The sequence below is a fragment of the Bdellovibrio sp. CKG001 genome (genome assembly GCF_055397465.1).
This window is the reverse complement of the sequence record NZ_AP029173.1, coordinates 612,635-633,845: the sequence shown is the minus strand read 5'-3', so window position 1 is coordinate 633,845 and position 21,211 is coordinate 612,635. Positions and strand designations below refer to the sequence as shown.

The 21,211-nt window shown below is 50.1% G+C and carries 20 protein-coding genes; 13 read left to right on the top strand and 7 right to left on the bottom strand.

The genetic code is table 11. The features are described from left to right. Positions 1–470: 470 nt before the first annotated feature. Together ACZ50P_RS03130 and ACZ50P_RS03125 are read left to right on the top strand one after the other, a co-directional pair. The gene (locus ACZ50P_RS03130) at positions 471–2,267 is read left to right on the top strand and encodes an alpha/beta fold hydrolase (protein ID WP_464133363.1); all 1,797 of its coding nucleotides are present in this window, start codon (positions 471–473) and stop codon (positions 2,265–2,267) included. A gap of 7 nt (positions 2,268–2,274) precedes the next feature. Further along, entirely contained in the window at positions 2,275–3,966 is a 1,692-nt protein-coding gene (locus ACZ50P_RS03125) for a GMC oxidoreductase (protein ID WP_464133360.1), read from the top strand. Between the two features lie 26 nt (positions 3,967–3,992). Here ACZ50P_RS03125 and ACZ50P_RS03120 read toward each other — a convergent pair whose 3' ends face one another. The 3 genes from ACZ50P_RS03120 to rlmN form a co-directional block, all read right to left on the bottom strand. Beyond that, positions 3,993–4,901, bottom strand: a complete 909-nt coding sequence (locus ACZ50P_RS03120) for a hypothetical protein (RefSeq protein ID WP_464133359.1) — start codon at positions 4,899–4,901, stop codon at positions 3,993–3,995. Between the two features lie 173 nt (positions 4,902–5,074). Next, entirely contained in the window at positions 5,075–5,983 is a 909-nt protein-coding gene (locus tag ACZ50P_RS03115; protein ID WP_464120144.1) for a PfkB family carbohydrate kinase, read from the bottom strand. Positions 5,984–5,993: 10 nt separating this feature from the next. After that, positions 5,994–7,193, bottom strand: a complete 1,200-nt coding sequence (rlmN, locus tag ACZ50P_RS03110; RefSeq protein WP_464133357.1) for a dual-specificity RNA methyltransferase RlmN — start codon at positions 7,191–7,193, stop codon at positions 5,994–5,996. A gap of 330 nt (positions 7,194–7,523) precedes the next feature. Here rlmN and ACZ50P_RS03105 point away from each other — a divergent pair, with 330 nt between their 5' ends. The 6 genes from ACZ50P_RS03105 to ACZ50P_RS03080 all read left to right on the top strand — a co-directional run bounded on the left by ACZ50P_RS03105 (position 7,524) and on the right by ACZ50P_RS03080 (position 12,411). Continuing rightward, on the top strand, positions 7,524–8,699 hold the full coding sequence (locus ACZ50P_RS03105) for an MFS transporter (RefSeq protein WP_464133355.1): 1,176 nt from the start codon (positions 7,524–7,526) through the stop codon (positions 8,697–8,699). A gap of 90 nt (positions 8,700–8,789) precedes the next feature. Beyond that, the gene (locus ACZ50P_RS03100) at positions 8,790–9,545 is read left to right on the top strand and encodes a hypothetical protein (protein WP_464133353.1); all 756 of its coding nucleotides are present in this window, start codon (positions 8,790–8,792) and stop codon (positions 9,543–9,545) included. 100 nt (positions 9,546–9,645) lie between these two features. Next, positions 9,646–9,948 (top strand): KH domain-containing protein, encoded by a 303-nt coding sequence (locus ACZ50P_RS03095; RefSeq protein ID WP_464133352.1) that lies wholly within the window; start codon positions 9,646–9,648, stop codon positions 9,946–9,948. A gap of 8 nt (positions 9,949–9,956) precedes the next feature. After that, positions 9,957–10,682: a substrate-binding periplasmic protein gene (locus ACZ50P_RS03090; protein ID WP_464133349.1), complete on the top strand. Its 726-nt coding sequence runs from the start codon at positions 9,957–9,959 to the stop codon at positions 10,680–10,682. 140 nt (positions 10,683–10,822) lie between these two features. Next, a complete protein-coding gene (locus tag ACZ50P_RS03085; RefSeq protein ID WP_464133348.1) occupies positions 10,823–11,566 on the top strand; it encodes a TIGR02147 family protein in 744 nt (247 codons plus the stop codon). Continuing rightward, positions 11,563–12,411 (top strand): hypothetical protein, encoded by an 849-nt coding sequence (locus ACZ50P_RS03080; protein ID WP_464133347.1) that lies wholly within the window; start codon positions 11,563–11,565, stop codon positions 12,409–12,411. The genes ACZ50P_RS03085 and ACZ50P_RS03080 overlap by 4 nt, the downstream gene beginning before the upstream one ends. Before the next feature lie 31 nt (positions 12,412–12,442). Here the strand turns inward: ACZ50P_RS03080 and ACZ50P_RS03075 are convergent, their stop codons facing one another. From ACZ50P_RS03075 to rfaE1, 3 genes are all read right to left on the bottom strand, one after another. Continuing rightward, positions 12,443–12,922 (bottom strand): FKBP-type peptidyl-prolyl cis-trans isomerase, encoded by a 480-nt coding sequence (locus ACZ50P_RS03075; protein ID WP_464133345.1) that lies wholly within the window; start codon positions 12,920–12,922, stop codon positions 12,443–12,445. 202 nt (positions 12,923–13,124) lie between these two features. Then, on the bottom strand, positions 13,125–13,502 hold the full coding sequence (locus ACZ50P_RS03070; RefSeq protein WP_464133343.1) for a DOPA 4,5-dioxygenase family protein: 378 nt from the start codon (positions 13,500–13,502) through the stop codon (positions 13,125–13,127). A gap of 15 nt (positions 13,503–13,517) precedes the next feature. Then, the gene (rfaE1, locus tag ACZ50P_RS03065; RefSeq protein ID WP_464120134.1) at positions 13,518–14,546 is read right to left on the bottom strand and encodes a D-glycero-beta-D-manno-heptose-7-phosphate kinase; all 1,029 of its coding nucleotides are present in this window, start codon (positions 14,544–14,546) and stop codon (positions 13,518–13,520) included. 115 nt (positions 14,547–14,661) lie between these two features. Between rfaE1 and ACZ50P_RS03060 the strand changes: the two genes are divergently transcribed. After that, on the top strand, positions 14,662–15,579 hold the full coding sequence (locus ACZ50P_RS03060; RefSeq protein ID WP_464133341.1) for an alpha-ketoglutarate-dependent dioxygenase AlkB: 918 nt from the start codon (positions 14,662–14,664) through the stop codon (positions 15,577–15,579). Here the strand turns inward: ACZ50P_RS03060 and ACZ50P_RS03055 are convergent. Further along, complete coding sequence (locus tag ACZ50P_RS03055; RefSeq protein WP_464133339.1) at positions 15,551–17,260, bottom strand: hypothetical protein; 1,710 nt, start codon at positions 17,258–17,260, stop codon at positions 15,551–15,553. The two genes, ACZ50P_RS03060 and ACZ50P_RS03055, sit on opposite strands and share 29 nt — an antisense overlap. Positions 17,261–17,369: 109 nt before the next feature. Here ACZ50P_RS03055 and ACZ50P_RS03050 point away from each other — a divergent pair, with 109 nt between their 5' ends. From ACZ50P_RS03050 to ACZ50P_RS03035, 4 genes are read left to right on the top strand one after another with little or no spacing between them, the layout of a single operon-like run. Continuing rightward, complete coding sequence (locus ACZ50P_RS03050) at positions 17,370–18,644, top strand: Glu/Leu/Phe/Val family dehydrogenase (RefSeq protein ID WP_464120131.1); 1,275 nt, start codon at positions 17,370–17,372, stop codon at positions 18,642–18,644. A 30-nt stretch (positions 18,645–18,674) separates the two neighbouring features. Beyond that, a complete protein-coding gene (locus ACZ50P_RS03045; protein ID WP_464133338.1) occupies positions 18,675–19,661 on the top strand; it encodes a quinone-dependent dihydroorotate dehydrogenase in 987 nt (328 codons plus the stop codon). Further along, positions 19,648–20,109 (top strand): 8-oxo-dGTP diphosphatase MutT, encoded by a 462-nt coding sequence (gene mutT / locus ACZ50P_RS03040; RefSeq protein WP_464120129.1) that lies wholly within the window; start codon positions 19,648–19,650, stop codon positions 20,107–20,109. The genes ACZ50P_RS03045 and mutT overlap by 14 nt, the downstream gene beginning before the upstream one ends. Beyond that, positions 20,097–21,209 carry a hypothetical protein gene (locus ACZ50P_RS03035; protein WP_464133335.1) on the top strand — a complete coding sequence of 371 codons (1,113 nt, stop codon included), beginning with the start codon at positions 20,097–20,099 and terminating at the stop codon, positions 21,207–21,209. The genes mutT and ACZ50P_RS03035 overlap by 13 nt, the downstream gene beginning before the upstream one ends. The last annotated feature ends 2 nt before the right edge of the window (positions 21,210–21,211 follow it).

Below are 21,211 nucleotides of genomic sequence, written 5' to 3'. Positions count from 1 at the left end.
GTCGAGCCTGTTTCATTCCGAGACATCCGGAGGCTAGTCCACATCCTTCTTCTTCTTCTTTTGCAAATAATCCAGAATGAAAAACGCTGAAACCAGCACAACCAGAGGGATAAGAATAACCAAAAGGTTCACGAACTTCTGAGGAAGATCCATGGGCACTCCTTATGATGGCGACCCTACCATCCATAAACTTCCGGAACCTAGTGCCCCGGAACCCAAAGATTCCTTTACTGATGTAAAAATAGATTAACAAATAAACCACCTCATGTCCGCATCAATCGGCTTTTTTCAAGCTGCGTCTTTTTCAATAATTACAACTTTCCATGTCGTTTGATCGGCTGGTGCGTTGTGAACAGTATTTCTTTTTGCGTCCGCGAAATCATCGCTGCGTCCATGAAACCTAGGCTTGTGACGTATTTACTGACCGGCGAAAAATACGTAATTTGAATCAACAAACAAAGGATTGTTGTATGCCCAAGCAAGCCACAGCACTCGAGTTTCAAGAAAGAATGTCTGGATTCTTTGTCTCGAAGAAGTTCACTCTGTCGCCATCTTCTCCCCTCTCACAAAATGAGTTTGAACAAGAAGCTGAACGTTTTGACCGCCTGCCTTTCGAGTTCAGTTTAACCATTCAAGTTCCGAATCTGGAAAAATTCTTCGGCGACAACAGCGCTCCTTCGACTGTTGCGGGCACTGTCACAGACATTCGTTTTGGTGATTCCTTGTCTATTGAAGAAGGATATTTTCATCTCTTTACCCGCCCCGCGGCCAGCCCGGACCGCAATACAGCCAAAGAAATGCACTACACCCTCTTTTTCACAGACCGAGAGAAAAAAAAGTGGACCTTGTTCGGATACAAGAACCTGCTGAAGGAAAACACAGCCGACATCTGGTCACAAACCACGACTTTGTACTTCTATCTGTGGGAAGGTCATTCCCTATATGAAAACTTCAGTGACAAGACCATCACCGGTGTCGGCATTCTAAAAATCAGTCCGGCTGATTTTTTAAAGCAGCTTACGACTTTCAGAACCAACGCCGCATCCGCCATTAAAGACAAGCAGTTGATCCTGAAATACTTCAAAGCTTTTCTGGGAAATCTGTGGGAGGTCTACGCACCTTTCGTCTTCAGCACAACCACACAACGCTGGAATGAACACTTTTTCCCGCCCCAGACCATTCAAGGTGTGCATCAAGGTGAATGCACTCTGCACCCCCTGGACACCCGCGACGGACTGAGCATTTCAATCCAGCGCTTTAAAACCCAGCCCAGTCAGGATGTGGTGCTCTTAATTCACGGACTGACGTCTTCCACCGACATGTTCATCATGCCCGAACACGAAAATCTGGTGAATCACCTGCATAAATCCGGTTTTAGTGATGTCTGGTCGCTGGACTGGCGAGGCAGCGGCCGCTTTACATACAACCTGACCCCCCATCGCTACACGATCGATGATATTGCAGAGTACGACATTCCCCGCAGCCTTCAGTACATCCGAGAGCAATGCGGAAGAGATGTGCGTATTCATGTGATCGCCCACTGCGTGGGATCGCTGGCGTTTATGGCCTCCTATGCTGCTGGGTATGTGGATAACCTTGCCAGTATCACGGCCAACAGTGTTTCTCTGACTCCTCAGGTTCATCGGCCCGCGATGATGAAGATGATGGTCGGGCCCGAACTGCTTGAGAATATTCTGGGATATCCTTATATCAGTCCGCGCATTCCCTACATGCCAGGGACCACCTTCGGTAAATGGATTCCCGCCATGGAGCGATCATTACGTCGCGAATGCAAAGAGCCGGCCTGCCATATGATCAGCTTTATGTGGGGCTGGGGCTTCCCGGCCGTTTTTAACCATCGCAATATCCATCCAACCACCCATCGCAGACTGGCAGATCTTTTTGGTGGCACCAGCTTTCACTACCATAAGCACATTCGAAAGATGTTGCTGCAAAAACAATCGGTTTCTTGGGACGGGAAGATCAACTATCTGGAAGAAATGAAGAAACGGAAGCTCCCCCCGACTCTTTTAATTTCCGGTGCCGAAAATCATATCTTCCCCCAATCCAACAGACTCACCTTTGAAGCCTTCAAGGGAACTCTGAACGAAACGCAAGTGCAGTACCGGGAGTTCGCTCACTATGGCCATCAGGATATATTCATGGGGCAGTTCTGCGATCAGGAGATCTTTCCGGAACTTGTTCAATTTCTAAAACAACACTCTGTTCAACAACCTCAGACAAAGGCACGCTTGCGCATTGCCTAGGATTCTTATGGACTTTGACTATATCGTGATTGGTTCGGGATTCGGCGGCTCTGTCATGACCTGCCGTCTGGTGGAAAAAGGATATAAAGTCTGCCTGCTAGAGCGCGGTCGACAGTGGAGGATGAATGAATTTCCCCGCCGCCCCCACGACATCCAACAACGGATGTTTTGGGAACCGGAAGATCAGAAGTTCGGTTTGATGGAAATTCGTGACAACCCTGACAGCGATGTTCTGACTTTGACCGCCAGTGGCCTTGGGGGCGGCAGCCTTATTTATGCCAATGTCCTGTATCGCATGCCGGACCGGTTCTTCAAAGGTTGGCCGCAGATTTACCGCCGATCTTCCCTGGACAAATACTATGACCGAGTTCAGCAGATGATGGAAGCCAAACCCTACCCCTTCGAAAGCCAGAACTACTATCGCAACACTCCAAAGACGGCTTTGCTCAAACGTCTTTCCGAAGAAATGCCGGCGCCAGAAGGCAGCACAGAACCGCCTCGTTTTGCTCTGCCCGCCTTGGCGGTGCGTTTTGAGGGAGGCTTCCCCGGCCATCAAACACATAACATTCACGGAGCTTTGCAAAGTAAATGCAACAAATGCGGCGACTGCGACATTGGCTGCAACATCCAGGCTAAGAACACATTGGATTTAAACTATCTGTTCCGGGCGCGCCATCTTCGCAGCGGCCCGGACGCTCTGGATATTCGAACTCACGCCCAGGTCGTACGCATTGAATCCGTAGGCGATCACTATAAAGTGACTTATGTGATCCCGGAGTTTCCACAGCAGGAAAACAGCTTCACCTCCCGCAAAGTCATTCTGGCGGCGGGATCTGTCGGTTCCACATCATTGCTTCTTAAAATGAAGAAACACGGTCACCTGCCACATCTGAATCGCTGGCTGGGAAAAAAATGGAGCGGCAACGGGGATCTTCTGGGGCTGATTTTTGGTTCCAAAGAAGATGTCGATGCAACCAACGGTCCGGTGATCACAAGCGCCATTGAATACAACTTTCAAGACTATGCCGATGGCTATCCGCACGGTATGTATCTGCAAGAGGCCGGTTTCCCCGTGGGCTTTGCGTGGTACTTGTCGGGAAAAATCCCGCAACTGCACGGACTGGCCGGATTGACCAATTTGATAACACAAAGTCTAAAGAAATACGCCTTGAGAATCCTTGGCGCCAAAGACACCGGCCCCGTCAATGTCGGAGAAGAGTTCGCTCGCGCCATTGATCGCGCCGAGTTCACGAAAAGATGCTTCGTTCTTTTGGGAATGGGACGCGACAAACCCGATGGTGAAATGCAGCTACGCGAAGACAACCAAGCGGTGATCAAATGGAAAATGGAAGGCAGCCAGGAACACTTTGATCGTCTCAGAACACAGATGAAAAAGATCGCGGAAAGAATTGGCGGATTCTTTGTTGATAACCCTTTGACCTACTTAAACAAGGTCGTGGCCGTTCATCCCCTGGGGGGCTGCCCGATGGGAGAGACCCCCGAAACCGGCTTGGTCAGTCCCTGGGGTGAAGTTTATGGACACCCCGGCTTGTACGTAGTCGACGGCAGCATTCTGCCCACTTCCACAGGCCCGAATCCCTCGCTGACCATTGCCGCCATTGCAGAGTACATCGCCGAACAAATCCCCACAAAGGCTGTTGCCACAAACAAAGAGACCCTGGAAGCCCAGAGTCTCTGAAAATTTCATAGCTTTTGAATCCAATTCTAGTTGTTCACACCCGGCCAGTCCGGGTACTGATCCAAGCCACCTGTCGGATCTTCATTTTCATCCGAGATCATGACTTTGATGCTGAAGACAGGTTCAGCCCAGAATGTTTCACACCACACGTAGTAGTCATTAAAGGTGCCACCAACGCGCTCTCGGGAGGCCGCTAGATCCGCCGGAGCATTCGCATTCGCAGCGCGATCAGGAGTCGGAAGGTCATTGGTCACCAGATAGTTCACGCCAGCGCCATAATAAGAGCGCAATTTATTTTCTGAATCCAAGGTGTAGCTGGATTCCGGTGTCACCTGGGGCAGGAAGTAGCGACCCGTATTTTCCGGGAATCCTTCCACCATGTGAGGAGCGGCACCACCAAAACACAGAGCATCTTTGCCATCAGCGCAAGACAACTCGGTGTCAGAGCCCGAAGGTGTATAACCCGGAGCAGTTTCATCGCCCGGTGTTCCCGGATCATCCGCCACCGGCGAGGCCGCTGACTTCTGATAATAGTACGGACGGAACTTTAAAATCGGGCAAGAGGCCGCCGCTTTACTTCCCATTCTAAACTGAAGAGTGCTGTAGTAGAGCTGCCCCTCTGGAATTGTGAAGCTGCAGGTGATATCCGGTGTGACAGACGTCACAACACAGTCCCCACTTTCGGCGCGACTCAGATTCGTAAAGGCGGAATCTTCAGCAGCCGATTCCCATTTGATCCCCAGACGGAAATACAAGCCGGTGCCATCCGGAACTGTCGCATCCAAATCTGTCCCTGTGTCTGTTCCTGGATCAGTTCCCGGATCTGTACTTGGAGTTTCGGTCACGGACGGAAATGCCGCTTCGTCTCCCGAACAGGAGATCGTTCCAAACATAGTAAGACAGAGAACCCATGCTAAGATATGCTGTGTTTTCATATACACTTCTATCGGCAGAAGTTCGCATCTTATTGATACGTCAGAATATTTTTACCTAAATTTTGTTTCGTTTGCCTGACCAAGCCAGACCAAGGATCAGAAAAGATGGCGGGGTGTCGCGCAAGAACCAGACCAAGGGCCTTCTGGACAGAAGACCCCCGACTTTACAGACATTAAACTGTGATGACTTTCTTGTATTCAGCCAAACGTTTTTCAAGATCACCCAGCGTGACATTCGCCAGCGCCTTCACAGAGAAATCCTGAATCGTGTGAGAGGCCATCATGGAACCCATGATGCAGGCTTGCTTCAGATGCGCAATCGTTGGAACTTCTTTTTGAGCTGCCAAGTAGCCAAAGAATCCACCGGCGAAGGTGTCCCCAGCGCCCGTTGGATCTACAACGGTTGGAATCGGCATCGCCGGAAGGATGAAGTAACCTTCGTCCTTAGAGTACATGGCAAAACCGTACTCACCGCGTTTAATCACAACAGCCTTTGGGCCCAACGCGGTGATCAAAGGAGCCGCCGAGATCGCATTGGCCGCGCCCGTCAACATCTTCGCTTCACCTTCATTGATCAGAACCAGATCCACCTTCTTCAAAACTTCCACAAGCTTGTCTTTCTTGATGGAGATCCAGAAGTTCATGGTGTCCATGCCGACAAATTTCGGGGACTTCACCTGTTCCAAGACCTGCAACTGCAGTTCCGGCGCAATATTCGCCAAGAACACAAAGGAAGAATCTTTGAAATGCTCTGGCAACTGTGGATTGAAATCCGCAAAGACGTTCAGATCGGTTTTCAAAGTCTTGGCTTCGTTCAGGTCCCCTTCATAAGAACCTGCCCAGTGGAAGGTCTTCCCCGGAACCTTGGACAAACCCGCCAGATCCACACCGCGGTTGTTCAGAAGATCATAGTCCTTCTGATCGTAGTCTTCCCCAACAACACCGACAACACGAACTTTAGAAAACAAAGACGCTGCCAAAGAGAAATAGTTCGCAGAACCACCCAAAGCGCGGTCCACTTTGCCGGATGGAGTTTCAATGGAATCGTAAGCAAGACTGCCGACAACAAGAATTTCAGACATAATGTTACCTCTAGTGTTGATTGTTTTGTTCTGCTTCCTGCGCAGCCAAAAGTTCACGTTTATATTTAGGAAGACCCGCCAGACGAGAATTGGAAATATCCATCGTCTGAGGACGCTCTTTCACTGTGGTCAACTGACCGCAAGCTGCAAAGATGTCACGACCCATGGAGCGACGAAGAAGAACATGCGCCCCCAGGTTCATCAGCTCGGTATGGAACGCCTGGATCGTGTCATCGTCAGGACGCTCGTAACCAGAACCCGGATGTTCATTGAACGGAATGATATTGATTTTGCACGGAACGTCTTTCACCAGTTTCACCAACTGACGGGCATGTTCCAGCTGATCGGTCACGCCTTTAAGCAAAACGTACTCGAATGTGATCTTGTCTTTGGAAACACGGTAGTGCTCTTTACAAGCATCCAGAAGTTCTTTGATGTTCCAGCGTTTATTGATTGGCATCACCTGAGAACGGATTTCGTCATTCGGACCGTTCAAGCTGACTGCCAAACGAACTTTCGCATCCGCCACACGCCACATTTCAGGCACGATACCGGATGTGGAAACCGTGATCTTCTTGCGGGACAGATTGATACCCCAAGGGGAATGGATCACGTCGATGGTTTTAAAGACCGCTTCTGGATTGTCCAGCGGTTCACCCATACCCATGAACACGATATTGGTGATACGCTGGCCGTCACCCAAACGATCATGCACCTGCATGAACTGACCAACGATGTCTTCAGTGCGCAAACGGCGTTTTAGCTTTTGTTTGCCGGTGAAGCAGAACTTGCAGGCCATGTTACAGCCCACTTCAGAGGAAATACACAAAGTCAGACGGTCTTCGGAAGGAATGACCACGGCCTCAACAGACATGCCGTCTTTCATGTCGAACAGGAACTTCTGAGTGCCATCGACAGATTTCAAGTGCTGAAGCACCGGAGGAAGATCAAAGGACAACAAACTTGGCAACGCCTGACGGAATTCTTTGGACAGATTGGTCATCTGTTCCGGATCGGTCACACGCTGTTCATAGACCCATTTGAAAATCTGCTGAGCACGAAACTGCTCTTTGCCTTTGCTTTTGATATAGGCTTTCAGATCTTCCAAAGTCAGGGAATAGAAATTGACCGGTTGATTTTCAAGGGGTTTGGCGACGTTGTCGTCAGAATAATTAACGGGCGCAAGAATGCTGCCGGCGTTTGCTTCCATCTTCGGGCTCCTTGGCTTGTTACAGCCGTGCTTGTTACAGCTGGGATCTTCACCGATCTGTCGGCCGACCCCGTTTGGTTAAAGGATTATGTGTGCAGGGTTTGTAGCATAAGCCCCCTTCATTTCCTAGGGATTTCATATAATTGAGACATCAAGAAGGGGGTTTTTGAGGGCTTTTCGGGAAAACTTACAAGGAATCAAAGCCATCTATAGCCTTAAAGCCACGCCCAATATGAGGGCTCGGTCACAAGCCGGTCGGCACCTATGGAAAGAATCCAGTTGCAAACTTCCTCTCTTGTTTTTCCCGGGCGCATCTCTATATTGAAGGGCATGATTTGGCCCTTTATTTTCCTGTCCTATGCCAGCCTTTTTGTCTTCGGTCTGACCGACAATATCCGAGGGCCCCTCTTCCCAGAAATCCTTAAGCAGTTCGCCGTCAGTGACGGCATGGGCTCTTTGATGTTCGCTCTCAGCAATATCTCGGGCCTGATCTCCAGCTATGCCTGCCGCTATCTTTTGCGCCGTTATGATCGCCTGACCGTTCTAAAAGGTGGCACCATCGGACTGGTTGTTTCACTTTTGGGCCTGGCGGCTTCACCTATCTTCCCGGTCTTTTTGATCTTCAGTTTTGGCTTTGGATTCAGCATGGGAATCCTGGGATTGGTGCCGAACGTTCTGGTCCCGATGGGCTCCAGCCCCGAACGCAAGCAGCGGATGCTGGCCGGACTTCACACCATGTATGGACTAGCAAGTCTGATGGCGCCTTTGCTGGCGGCTTCCATCGAATATCTGACCGGCAGCTGGCGCTGGACTTTTGCGATCGCCTCGGTGGGGCCTTTGTGCCTGCTGGCGTATACCTATCACCCCAGTCACAAGTCCCTGCATTCCCGCTCGACCGTGACGGACGATGAACATCGCGCCAATAAGAAAAAGAATCTCAAGCCGCAGCTGTTTCTGGCCATCATGCTCAGCTTCGCCGTCGCGGCAGAGATTATGATCTCCTCGCGCCTGGCTCTGTACATGCAACGTACCTGGAACTTCTCGATGGAAGCTTCCAGCCTGTATGTGACTTACTTCTTCGTGTGCATGATGGTGGGGCGCCTGATTTTCGCGGTGATTCACTTTCACCAGTCCGCACGCTTTCTGCTGTCCGCGTCTTTAGTCGGAAGCCTGATCCTGATGCTGGCGGGGCTTTACATTCATCCTCTTTTCCTGGCGGGATCGGGTTTGGCCGTGGCTCCTTTTTATCCGTTGGCAATCTCTTGGATATCTTCCGAGTTCCCGCAGGATCTGGACACCGCCGTCACTTATATGATGACCACAGATTCCTTGATGCTGATTCTGATGCATCTGGCGATCGGAAAACTGACAGACTTTATCGGAATCCAGAATGCCATTTTGGCAGGGTCCTTCTTCCTGATAGCCTCCCTCGTCATGGTCAACAGCTACGCTTGGTTTTTCAAAAAACCTTCCCTGCTGGCGCAAGCCTCCACACCGGCCCGTTAATATTTACAATTTCCATGATTTCAGAGGAAATTCGCACCCATTTTATTTAAAAACAAGCCCATGCGCTCAGGGCTTTTTTTAATCCTTATTTTGATTTCGCAATTTGCACAAGCCACTCTGGTGAACTTGCCACCCGAGGCTCAACTGCCGGTCTTGATGCTCAACCAAAACGACGAACAGCTTTACCTGCGCGGAATCATCCCGGGGAAAGGGCCCAGCTCTTTGTGCGGTCCCGCCAGTGCCATCAACTGGTTGCAACTTGAATACGGCAACTTTAATAAGGACCAGCAGATTCGACTGATTCAGCAGGCCGAACTGCTCAGTCGAACTCAAGGAGTCGACATTCACCGCGGGCTGATCGAACCGCAATTGATTCAATACATGCAAAATTTGGATGCACTGCTTGGAAGAATACACCGCTATGCAGGCAAGGGGCGTTACTTTTCCGACAGCGAGCTGACTCTGAACGATCTCTTGTCTCCAGAACCACAGATTCTTTTGCTGCGCTATGATTCTCGCCCAACACCGCCTCCCCCTATGGGACGCCGTGATCGCGGGCCTCGTGGAGGCGATCCGATGATTCCTATTCTTGACGAAAGTGAAATCCGCGGATTCCATTTTGTCCTAAAAGTGACGGCTGATTCAAACGCTCAGGAAATTCTGTTTTTAGACCCCGAAAACCCTTCCCGCTATTCACGAGCCCGACTGGAAATGCGCTTAAATCCCCGCAATCAAAAGCCGGAGCTGCGCCTGCTGCCACTGTCGCGTGAAGACCTTGCCAGCTTTACCGGTGGCGGCCCCCTGCTTTGGACTGCGCTTTCAGCGATCGAAAAAGATCTTCCATAGCTCGGGGCTTTTACACAAAGCCCCAGTTTCAAATGTTCGATAGTCGCGTTCTTTTGCGCACCATCTGCCCATCCTCGGGGATTCTGCGTAAGCTGATGGCATGAATACACCAAAGATTGTTGCCAGCTCGGATGACTCAAGTCTTTCACAACACCGGGAAGACGGACGCCAACTTCTTTATGATCTTGTGAAAGAACTTGTGACCGACAGTTCCAGCATTCAAGTCAGCCTCGAGGTGGGGGAGCGCACCACAGTTTACCATGTGGCATGCAGCAAAGACTGTATCGGTCAAATTTTGGGATCCAAAGGAAAAAACATCTCTGCGGTCAGAACACTTATTGGTTCTATCTCTGCCCGGAAAGGATTTCGCGCCATAGTTGAAATTCCCTTCTTTCAAGACTAAGATGGCGCGTGCTTATTTGGAGAATTTTATTTCTTTTATTTTGTCTGAATCAGACTGCGCAGGCCGCATCGTCGCTAAAAACGGTGATCGGCGAAAACATGTCGGCGCCATGGTATATTGCCAACTCTCAAGGCCCTCCCAAAGGAATTACCGCAGAATATTTGTTCGCCCTGAGTAAGGAAATAAACCAAAAGATCGAAATTCTGGTGCTGCCAAAATTTCGCATTAAGGAATACTCACAAAAAAATAAAATTGATCTGAACTGCTACACCTCCCGAGAATGGGCCCACATCAGCGATGAAGACGTCTTCTGGTCCGAGCCTCTTTTCGTTTCAAAAAATCTTATTGTTTCAAAGACGACGCCGCCAAAATCCCTTGATCAACTGACGGGAGAAAGGATCGGCACTGTATTAAAGTACAATTATCCAACTCTGCAAGACAGGTTCGATTCCGGAAAACTGATTCGAGACGACTCTTCCAACGAAGAAACGAATTTGCAGAAACTCGAAAGCTCCCGCTTCAACTATGCCTTGGCAGAGGCCGTTCATCTGGCCTATTACCTCAGTCACCACAAAAATTCCAAAATTCAAAGCCGGGGCTTGGTTGTGGAAGAAGTACCCGTGCGCTGTTGGTTGCGCAAAGGCGCCCCTCTGTCCATCGGGGAACTTAATGCCGCCATCCGCAAACTTAAGACCGACGGAATTCTTGAAAGGATCTTTGCCAAGTACCGCTAAGATCACAAATTTTAAGCCCCCCAAGACTGACTCTGAACCTTGTCAGACCTACCGCAATGCGCCATGTGGCTTTGACTCAAGCCACATTTCCTATGGGCGCCGCACTTTTTTGTTTAAATGCAAGGTGGAGTCATGAATTAATGAACTCCATGACTGTACAGAAATTCATGCAATCTCAGCTGAAGAAACGCCAAGAGAAGAATCCCAAGTTCTCTCTAAGATCCTTCGCCCGACTGCTTAAAACGGACCCCAGCTCTCTGTCAAAGATCCTCAATGGCCTGCGCATACCTTCGGACGAAACGGTGGCCAAGTGGGTGGATTGTCTGAAGCTGTCTGCGGAGGAAGCCGACGCTTTAAAAAATGCCGTTGACGAAACCCACTCCTTCAATCCGTTGAACGCAGAGTTCTTTGAGTCCACCTACAGCTGGGTCCATCCCATTTTGCTGGAAGCCCTGAAGCTTCCGAATACCTCCCGCAACCTTCCGATGCTGGCTGAACTTTTTGGCATGTCCATCGGTGAGGTTGAGCAGACTATTGCATTCCTGGAAAACCATCAAATTCTGCAAAAGAACACTCAAGGAACGGGATATACGCCTTCAAATCTGACCACGGTCCAAATCCCTTACACAAGTGATCTGCGCCGCAACCTGCAAAAGAAGTATCTGGAGATGGCCCAAAAAGCGTTGGACGAAGTTCCCTTGGAAAAACGCGACAACAGCACACTGACCGTTGCAATTCACACCGATGACATCCCAGCGATGAAGGACATTATCCGTGAAGCGCGTCTTAAAATTCATCGCCTGGCTGAAAAAAGAAAAAACCAACTGAACGCCGTCTATAACTTTAGCAGCGCCTTTTACCCCATCAAAGAGGACGGTCTATGAGACTGACACTGACAGCTTTACTAATCTATATTCTGAGTTTCTCAACCCACGCATCAGCCATAAATGACGGTCAGGAAACCAACGGCGGTGACCCCTTTGTGGCCGAGTTCTTACTCGTTTTAGATTCGACTCTGGACCGCCTGCCTTGGACGTTACCTCTTGAAAACGGCGCCTCCATCCACCGCGAAGTATTGGAGAATGCCAAAACCACAGTGGTCTTTTCTTCGGTCGAAAAACTTGTTTTGGAAGGCCGAGAAGTGGCGGCCATCAATCAGCCTCTCGCCGTTCCTCCCCGAATTGTGGTTTCACGAACCGCCTGGAAAAATCTCAGCGAAAAGCAGAAAACTCTTCTGGTTCTGCATGAGCTTCTGCCCATCGTTGGCATCTTTGACGAAGACTACAAGAACTCCATCGCACTTTGGCAGCTGCTGCAACCGGACAGTCCCCTTTCTTTTGCTAAAATGGAAACTGCAATCATGCAGTGCAATCGCGAGCAGCTTGAGTCCGTGCCTGAACAACGATTTAAAAGAATGATAACCCCATCTCAGATCGAATCTTTGATCTTCCATGCTCTGGATTACGAATGCCCGGCCTTTATCGCCAAAATGAAAGACTGGAACATCAATATGGATCTTTGCGTCGGCTCAATCAGCCTGACCAACTGGTTTTTACGAAGTGATATCCAAAGTGCCCCAGCCGCCCTCGAAATTCTGCAAACACTGCGAAGCCAGGGCGTTCCGACATCCAAGATATGCGCACATAAGGTCAATGATAGCTGCGAACAAGTCAAAAAGACGAAGCTTCCATTTCAGTCTGAGCTCCGCACCGTCATGGGTTGTGAATAAAAAGGGCGTTTGAGGCCCTTTTTATCATTCATCAGTGCAAGACAATACCTTCATCCTCTTCAGGAAGTGAATCCTGAATCTCTTCCGGTGTGGCTTCCCGAACCTCCAAAGCCTCGATTTCAAAAATCAGATCCTGGCCGGCCAAAGGGTGATTGCCATCCAAAGTGATTCGGTCCTGCGACAGATCCGTCACTCTGAACTTTTCCACCTTTTTGCCTTCACGGGCAAAAAGAACACTTTCCCCTACTTTTAATTTAGAGCCTCCGACCAAAGATTCCCGCGCTAGCTCCAACACCTTGCTGGTGTCGTAGAACCCGTAGGCTTCTCCAGCGCTCAGTTCAATCTGGCGCTTTTCACCTTTGCGGATATTTTTTAAACCAACGGATAAACCCGGCAGAGAGAGATCTGCACCTGGCAAAGAGGTCAGCACATCGCGGTTGTAGGTCGAACTGATGACCTGACCCAGCCTGTTTTTAAGAACACAGTGAAACGATACAATCTGAACGTTCATAGCATGTCCTTTGTTGGCGAAACATTGTTGGGTTCAAAACCCTGATGCATTTGCGGTTCAGTATCTAAAAAAACAGCTAACAAGTATCAATTTGAGTCACGTGGATCACATGGGCGACCTGGCAAGAACTGCGGTCTTGCTTGCCAGTATAACATCCTATCGGCATCTGGCCAGTCCAAATAAAGAAAAAATAACACGAAGATTACTTAAATCTATCGTATTTGAGCTCTACGGCCGGGCCCAGCCACAAGGCCGCCTGAGTATGGTCATACAAATCATCCCCGGTCAACTCATGCACCAGGACCGAAAGCTCGCCGCGCTCATGCATCAGCCACAGAACAACTTCCGTAAAATGCTCTTTGGGGAAATTGATTTCAAACATAGGTACGGGGTGAGGTCCGATGGCTTCGGGAATCATCTCACCCACAAAAACTTTTTTACCTTCAAACATCCGAATGGCTTCATCACGCAAGTGAGCCGCCTTTTCGCGATGAGCTTTATCAAAGTAAATGTGCGCATCAAATTCACGGGGAAAACCTGCTGGCAAAAGCTTGCTGTTCACAGTGTAGGTCTTTTGCATCGCTCCCCCGATCGCTTAGTGAGCTGTTTGGATATACTCTTTTAGCTCAGGAATTTCACACGGAACACAGCCCACTTTGCCAACAACCACACCTGCGGCGTAGTTTGCCAACATACAAGAGTGAACCAAAGAAAGACCCGACATCAAGCCCAACGCCAATGTGGCAATGACGGTGTCACCGGCTCCGGTCACATCGAACACCTTGCGGGCGTAGGTCGGAACTTCTGTGATCTCGTCACCGGACACGATGGTCATTCCATCTTTTCCGCGAGTCAGAACAACTTCCTTCGCACCGGTGATCTTTTGCAGCTCTCGCGCCACTTCGATCACCTTATTTGGATTGTCGCGCAGATCATTGAAGTCCTTGCCCGTCAACACAACAGCTTCATCGTAATTGGGCTTGATCAAATCCACACCCTGATAGAATGAGCCATGATTGTTGCGGTGTGGATCGACCATCAGTTTTTTGCCGTGCTTTTTGCAAATTGCAGACACTTTTTCCACCACATTGCGAGAGATCACACCCTTGGCGTAGTCTTCGATCACCACACAGTCTGCTTTGGCCACATTCTTTTCCACAGCCTCAATCAAGCGGGCTTCGGCTTCGGCAGAAAGATATTTTTTTAACTCATAGTCCACCCGCACCAGGTGATGGTGCTTGGCCATCACACGCGTCTTGCGGGTTGTCGGACGGGCTTTATCCACGATCATGTATTCCCAGCTGACGCCATTTTTTTCAAACAATTCACGCAGCAGATTCGCCCCGGTGTCGTCGCCGACAACAGAAATCAACATGGCTTCCCCACCCAGGCTGGCGACGTTCTGAGCGACATTGGCCGCCAACCCCAAACGCATGTCTTCTTCTTCCACCTCAAGCACCGGAACCGGAGCCTCGGGGCTGATACGACGAACCTGACCCATGACGTATTCGTCCAGACCGACGTCGCCAATAATCAGGATCTTTTTACCCTTCAGAAAGGGGATCTGATTTAAAAGAAGCTCTTTTTCCTGAGGGCCAACGGTGGCCTTTACGGGTGTTGTCATTTTTTCAATCTCCGGAAGCTGATATGGCTCTTTTGTAGCCCATGGGGACGGGACTGTCACCCCTAAAACCCCGGACTTGGCTCTGGGGCGGGCCTCGTGATAGAACCTGCAGCCTATGTTCAAACCCAAAGGCAAGTTTCAAGGCAAATCCCCCGCCCACAAAGGCGCCCCTGTTCGCAACCACGGGACCGAGCGCTCCTCGGAAAAAACCCTGCCCTATGGTTTGATATATAAACAAAATTACATCTCTGCTCGGGAAAAAGCCGAGATCATGGAATACCTGCGAACACTTTATCCGATCTGGGAAATGCGCTATTCCAAAAACAACCCGCCTCCGGAAAACCAAAAGCAGAGGCCACTTCTGCGCCCGGTGTACTGGCTGGGGAACTGGCAGTTTGCCTGCCTGAACTACTATCACCCTCCCAAAGGAATTTATAACCGCTGTGTCACTGCGGAAGGTTACCCGCCGATCCTGGAATACCTGATTCAGAAAATTGAAGCTCTGATACACGACACCTATGCTCCACGCGACATTCCCCGCGGCTGGCATCTGAACACATGTCTGATTAACTATTACGGCGACCAGATTGGTGAAGACGGCAAGAAAAATGATTGCGCCCGCGTGGGCGAGCACAAGGATTTTGAACCAGGGCCGGTGGCTTCAATTTCCTTCGGTGAACGTGCGTTCTTCCAGTTTGTGTCCAGCCAGGGAACAGAGTCCAAATCCAACGTCGTCTTTCAACAGTGGCTGGAAGACAGCTCTTTGCAGATTTTTGGCGGAGATAAATTTAAAAAGCAACTTTTCCACCGGGTGCAGCGTGTGGACCGCAAGGAAAACCATATCTTCCCGTTAAACGAGATCGACAACTTTGAAACCCGCCGGATCAACTTCACGTTCCGCTATGTTCCCGATGAACACGTCACACCGTTTTATCGCCTGTCCGCGGAAGCCCAAGAAGACGTCCGCGGTTACATGACAAAACTGGCCGAGCACTCTGAGTTTTTTAAAGAGCAACTGGCCAAACAGCCCTGAGCGTCGCCCTGCCTGCACTCTGGTCGATGGAGATTTTCAGATTCTGATTCAACCAGCGCACGATCATTTCCTGCTCGGATCCAGTCATATCCTGATTCAGGAAACGGAAGTCAAATTGTGACAGTGGCAAGCTCAGGTTCATGGACTTTTCTTTGCCCTTGGCATTTTCCACTTCCAGCGCGATGGTCACAAAGCCGGATTTCTTGCCAGGCTCTTCAACCTCAAACCGCACCCTGGAACCCTGATCAAAGAAGCCTTTCCATTCCTCGTCCGACAGATCCACATCCAGATGTCTCTCGGTCATTTTGAAGTCCGGGGAATGAGACAGAATATACGACTGGAACAAGGACGTGATCGCAGACCAGTCATAGGGCACCGGCAAAGTGCAATGAACCCCTTGAGGCAGCTCCACGACCCGGATGTTTTTACTGTCCACTTTCAATTCTTTGTTCTGCAACTGCTGGGAGTTTAAATCATATGGCACCGCCGGGTCCTGCTCAGTTGCATAAACCAGCACGGGCTCTTCCACATGTTTGTAGTGACGCCAGAAATCGTTGAGCTCCCAGAAGTGAGTATTGTCTTCAACCCCCGGAGGCAGTCGGACCGAGTTCACATACGAAAGTCCGCCATGATATGTTCGGGCAATTTCAGAGATGGCCTTGCTCAGGTAAGAGAAGCTTTCAAAACTTTCAAGCGCCGGGATTTTTCTATCCAAACCTTGCAAACGCTGACGGCTCCATAAATCCACAAAGGCTGACTTCACCCCACTGTGGGTCAGGCTTTCCATCGTCGCGCGCAAGTTCACGACCGGACACAGGGCCGTAAACGAGTTGATCAGCGGTCCTCGCTTCGGCGAGTTGTATTTGTTCAGCAGAGACGAATACAGAACTCCATGCCCCCCCAGGCTGATCCCGAAAAGATGGATGCTGTCCACCAACTGCGACAGAGGCTCCACCGGGTCCGTCAACAACCGGGCCACCTGAATGTTCTGAATGCCTTCGTCATAACCGCCGAAGGAGAATCGACTGTTGTTGGCCACAAAGTCAGGGCTCGACATGTTTTCAAGCATCAGGACATTGAAGGGCGACTGTTCAAAGAGCATCATCAGCCACGCACGCTCGGGCTTGAAGTCTTCGACATTTGAGAAGATTCCCAGACGCACAATCACCAGCGGACGGCGTTTCATATCCCCCTTGAGTCCCAGCAAACCTTTGAGTTTTACATTGCCCGGCAGATTCACAACCACCCGGCGCAGGAAGGGATGCCCCTGAGGATCGTACTTCATCGTCATCATCCGTCGAACGTTCATAAACCAGCCGTCGTCGCCGGTCTCGAGTTCCGTCCGACAGTCCTGGAAGTATTTCTGAACCAACGCCCCCTGCAACTGCACCGACTTTTGGACGCGCGGGTCCTGCAATCGTGCCGCCCACACTTCAGGGGAGCATGCCGTGGACATCAGCTTCGGCGCTCCTGTCGGAATCCAACTGATGATGTTGGTCATTATAAAGTTCAGAGGCTCTGGATAACGCCCCGGGCTGTCTGCCAAAAGAGGAGAATTGTCGCCGGGGAAACTGATGCGAGAGCTTTGAAACTGTTCAAGAAAAGCTCGTTGCGGGTTGGCGGCAAAGACGTTGGAGCTGACGACTATAAGGCTGAAAAAACATAACCACGACCGAAGCATAGGGCCTCATTGTGGCCAAAAAGAATCATCGAGTCATCACCTTTTTCCGGAGTGACTTTGAGTATTTACTTCAATAAAATTTTTTGGTGTATTTAAGGAGACACATACCATGGAACACAAGATAGAGCCTCTCTATGACGGGCCTCTTTTCAGAAACGCCATTCAAACTCTCGATGAAGCTGCCAAAATTATCAACTGTGATCCCAACATCCTAGAGCGTCTGAAAAGGCCTCGTCGTTGCATCACTGTTTCCGTCCCTGTGCGCATGGACGACCACAGTGTGAAAGTCTTCACAGGTTATCGCGTGCAGTATTCTCCAACCTTGGGCCCTTACAAAGGGGGCATCCGTTACCACCAGAATGTGGACCTTTCTGAAGTTGTGGGCCTTGCGGCTTTGATGACTTTCAAGAACTCTGTTTTGGGTCTGCCATTGGGTGGAGCCAAAGGTGGTATCACTGTTGATCCAACCAAACTTTCCCGCGCGGAAAAACAAAGCCTGACTCGTCGTTATGCTTCTGAGATCGGGCCTTTTGTTGGACCGACAAAAGACATCCCGGCTCCGGATGTGGGCACAGATCCTCAGACCATGGCTTGGTTCATGGACACTTATTCTCAGGAAAACGGCGGCTTTGCACAGCCGGGTGTTGTGACTGGCAAACCAGTTGAGGTCGGTGGTTCTTTGGGTCGCAACCATGCCACAGGTCTGGGTGTTGTTTATGTTGCGGAAAAAGCTTTCGAAGCTTGTGGCATGAACTTGAAGGGCGCGTCCATCGCCATCCAAGGTTTCGGTAACGTGGGCTCTTTCGCGGCGAAATTCGCTTTTGAGCGTGGCGCCCGTATCGTGGCTGTCAGCGATGTGTCCGGTGGTATCTTCAACGGTGACGGTTTGGACATTCCTGACGTCATGGAATACATCAAGGCTCACAAGTTCCTGAAGGGCTACCCAAAAGCTCAGCCGATCAGCAACGAAGAACTGCTTGAAGTGAAATGTGATGCTTTGTTCCCGTGCGCTCTGGAAAACCAGATCGACACGCACAATGCTGAAAAAATCCAGGCAAAAATCATCGTCGAAGGCGCCAACGGTCCTGTCACAAATGCGGCGACCAAGATCCTTCATAAACGCGGTGTCTTCATTGCTCCGGATGTTATTGCCAACGGCGGTGGCGTGATTGTTTCTTACTTCGAGTGGGTGCAGGACACTATGTCCTTCTTCTGGGACGAAGAGGAAATCAATGGTCGCTTGAAAGGCATTATCACAAAAGCTTTCGACAAGGGTTATTCCCTGGCTAAAGAAAAGAACATTGACATGAGATCCGCAGCAATGGCGGTTTCTGTTCAACGTCTTGAGCGTGCGATGCTTTTGAGAGGCCTGTACCCTCGCTAGTGCTTGGGGCAGGATGTGGGACTGGATTTCATGAAAAAACCCTGGCTTCTTTTACCACCCCAGTGGGCTCACGACCTGAGCTCGCTGGCCTTACCTGCCTACGCACTTCTTCATGGCAAAAAAATCCCGCACTGGAAAAGCTTTACGTGGCGGGATCTTTACTTCCCCAACCCCGTGGGCATTGCCGGTGGCGTTGATAAAAATGCGGAACATCTGAAAGACTGGTGGGCCCTGGGCTGTGGTTTCGTGGAAGTCGGCACCGTCACTCCCCGAGCACAGACACCGAATCCAGGTAAAATCATGGACCGCGATCTGAATCTTCAGGCCATGTGGAATAAGATGGGATTTCCCAGTCATGGTGCGGAAGAGGTGTTTTATAATCTGGCCTCCTATGCGCCTAACTACCGCACCCCTATCTTTGTAAATATCGGAAAAAATCGTCACACCCCCAACAACAGTGCGGTGAATGACTATCTGACCTTGGTGGACCAATTCCGTCCGTTTGCAGATGCCTTTGTTGTGAATATCTCCAGCCCCAATACGGCCGGCCTGCGAGATCTTCAGAAAAAAGAGAATCTGCGCTCTTTGATTTCTCCGATTGTGGAACGCGTCTCTCACTTTGAACCCACACCCGTTCTGGTAAAACTGTCGCCGGACATGGGCGATGAGGGCCTGGCTGAAGCCGTAAACAACTGTCAGGAGCTGGGTGTTGATGGCTTTGTGCTGACAAACACCACTCTGTCCCGCCCTGAAGGCTGCCACTTTCCTGCCGAAGGGGGCTTGTCGGGAGCTCCCTTAAAGAATCTTTCCAAGCATGCACTGGAAGTGGCTGTTCAAACTTTAGGCAAAAAACGTGAAGGCCTGCTTTTAGTCAGCGTTGGGGGCATTATGAGCCCAGAAGATGTCTTTGAAAGATTGCAAATGGGCGCCGATCTTGTTCAAATTTATTCTGCACTTGTGTTCCATGGACCAGGTTTCTTCCATAACGTAGCAAGAAGGTATAATGACGGGCGATAGCGCAGTGGAGACAAAACCTAAGAAATCAAAAATCCGCAAGGGTCATTGGATTCCTGTGGTGGCTGGTTTTTTGCGCAAAGACGGCAAGATTCTTGTCGGTCAACGTCCTGAGAACAATTCACTGGCTGGCCAGTGGGAATTCCCTGGTGGCAAAATTGAAACCGGCGAAACCCCGGAAGAAGCTTTGGCTCGCGAATTAAACGAAGAGCTGGGCATTGAAGCCGAAGTAGGCGAACTGAAGCTGGCCTGCACTCATTCCTACGGAGATGTAGGGATTCTCATATTATTCTATGAAATCCTATATTGGAAAGGCGAACCCCGTGCCAAGCATCACATGATGCTGGAATGGATTCATCCGGAAGAGCTCAAACACCGCAATATTCCGGAAGCCAACCGCAAGATCTTGCACAAGATCTACAAAGCTTTAGGACTTGAATGGCGAAAATAATACTGGTGAGCAAACATGTGAATGCGACTTCCTGGCAGCTTGCACAAGCTCTCAAGGCGCAACAACATGAAGTGATTCTGCTGACCAGTTACGGTGAAACTCCCCGCGACACCAGCGGTATCGAGTTCATGGGTTATTTCAAAAAATGGAGTTTCCTGGAAGGTGTTCGCATCATCCCGGGATTGTTCGGCCTGCAACCGCAAATCCTGCATGTCCTTTTGGATGAAGACCGCATGAGCCCCGCACAGATGGTGCTTTCAACCTTCGCCAAATCCCATCCGACTTGTGTTTTAACGACGTCCCTTCTGAATATCCGCAAAGGCCTGAGCCGCAGAAATCCGGTTCGCTATCTGATCGAAGAAAGTGACATCATCACCTGCCCCACCGTGGAAGCACTGGGGTTGTTGCGTGGACTGGATGTTCGCTCCAACCGCCAGGGTCGCGGAATTTTACCGCCGGTTCTGGATTTGAAGGCGACCCCTCCTTCCGAAGAAGCCGTCGAAAGCAGCGAACTGCATTTACTGGAAACCCTGGCACAAAAGCCTTATGTGGTGATTCCTTTCAATGAACCTCGTTTCAATCCGGAATCTGAAAGCTTCATCCGCCTGCGCACGGTTGCACAAAAATATAAAGTGGCTTTGTGGGGAACGTATTCTCACTGGTCGCTGCGTGATCGCAAAAGATTCGCCGCCTGGATGGAAGAATTCCAATGCGGGGATCGCTGGCTGCTAACTGGACCTCTGTCTGCTTCACTGACTCAAAATCTGCTTCAAAAAAGCACGGCTTTGATGCTCGCAGGCCAGCAGTTTACTCCGGTGGAAATGACGGAATACTATCTGCGGGCGATTCAGTCTCAGGCTGTTTTGATACTGGACTCGCGTCAGACCAGTGTGCATTCCGACCTTTGGAAAAACACGGTGAATTGCTGGGTTCTTAACCAAGGACAGTTGCAAAAAGACCTCATCAAACTTTTGGCCAAAAGCCATCTGAAACTACCGGAGTCCCTGTCTGAAAAACTGGCTGAAGACCGCCATCTGATCGACTCTTCCATGAATGAACTCAATCGTCTGTACAACAAGGCCTTGAATCATCTAAGATAGGA

What these genes read in the sequence shown, in the direction of transcription:
- ACZ50P_RS03130 (WP_464133363.1), top strand. Translation starts at nt 471, where the DNA reads ATGCCCAAGCAAGCCACAGCACTCGAGTTTCAAGAAAGAATGTCTGGA.
- ACZ50P_RS03125 (WP_464133360.1), top strand. Translation starts at nt 2,275, where the DNA reads ATGGACTTTGACTATATCGTGATTGGTTCGGGATTCGGCGGCTCTGTC.
- ACZ50P_RS03120 (WP_464133359.1), bottom strand. Translation starts at nt 4,901, where the DNA reads ATGAAAACACAGCATATCTTAGCATGGGTTCTCTGTCTTACTATGTTT.
- ACZ50P_RS03115 (WP_464120144.1), bottom strand. Translation starts at nt 5,983, where the DNA reads ATGTCTGAAATTCTTGTTGTCGGCAGTCTTGCTTACGATTCCATTGAA.
- rlmN (WP_464133357.1), bottom strand. Translation starts at nt 7,193, where the DNA reads ATGGAAGCAAACGCCGGCAGCATTCTTGCGCCCGTTAATTATTCTGAC.
- ACZ50P_RS03105 (WP_464133355.1), top strand. Translation starts at nt 7,524, where the DNA reads ATGATTTGGCCCTTTATTTTCCTGTCCTATGCCAGCCTTTTTGTCTTC.
- ACZ50P_RS03095 (WP_464133352.1), top strand. Translation starts at nt 9,646, where the DNA reads ATGAATACACCAAAGATTGTTGCCAGCTCGGATGACTCAAGTCTTTCA.
- ACZ50P_RS03085 (WP_464133348.1), top strand. Translation starts at nt 10,823, where the DNA reads ATGAACTCCATGACTGTACAGAAATTCATGCAATCTCAGCTGAAGAAA.
- ACZ50P_RS03080 (WP_464133347.1), top strand. Translation starts at nt 11,563, where the DNA reads ATGAGACTGACACTGACAGCTTTACTAATCTATATTCTGAGTTTCTCA.
- ACZ50P_RS03075 (WP_464133345.1), bottom strand. Translation starts at nt 12,922, where the DNA reads ATGAACGTTCAGATTGTATCGTTTCACTGTGTTCTTAAAAACAGGCTG.
- ACZ50P_RS03070 (WP_464133343.1), bottom strand. Translation starts at nt 13,502, where the DNA reads ATGCAAAAGACCTACACTGTGAACAGCAAGCTTTTGCCAGCAGGTTTT.
- rfaE1 (WP_464120134.1), bottom strand. Translation starts at nt 14,546, where the DNA reads ATGACAACACCCGTAAAGGCCACCGTTGGCCCTCAGGAAAAAGAGCTT.
- ACZ50P_RS03060 (WP_464133341.1), top strand. Translation starts at nt 14,662, where the DNA reads ATGTTCAAACCCAAAGGCAAGTTTCAAGGCAAATCCCCCGCCCACAAA.
- ACZ50P_RS03055 (WP_464133339.1), bottom strand. Translation starts at nt 17,260, where the DNA reads ATGCTTCGGTCGTGGTTATGTTTTTTCAGCCTTATAGTCGTCAGCTCC.
- ACZ50P_RS03050 (WP_464120131.1), top strand. Translation starts at nt 17,370, where the DNA reads ATGGAACACAAGATAGAGCCTCTCTATGACGGGCCTCTTTTCAGAAAC.
- ACZ50P_RS03045 (WP_464133338.1), top strand. Translation starts at nt 18,675, where the DNA reads ATGAAAAAACCCTGGCTTCTTTTACCACCCCAGTGGGCTCACGACCTG.
- mutT (WP_464120129.1), top strand. Translation starts at nt 19,648, where the DNA reads ATGACGGGCGATAGCGCAGTGGAGACAAAACCTAAGAAATCAAAAATC.
- ACZ50P_RS03035 (WP_464133335.1), top strand. Translation starts at nt 20,097, where the DNA reads ATGGCGAAAATAATACTGGTGAGCAAACATGTGAATGCGACTTCCTGG.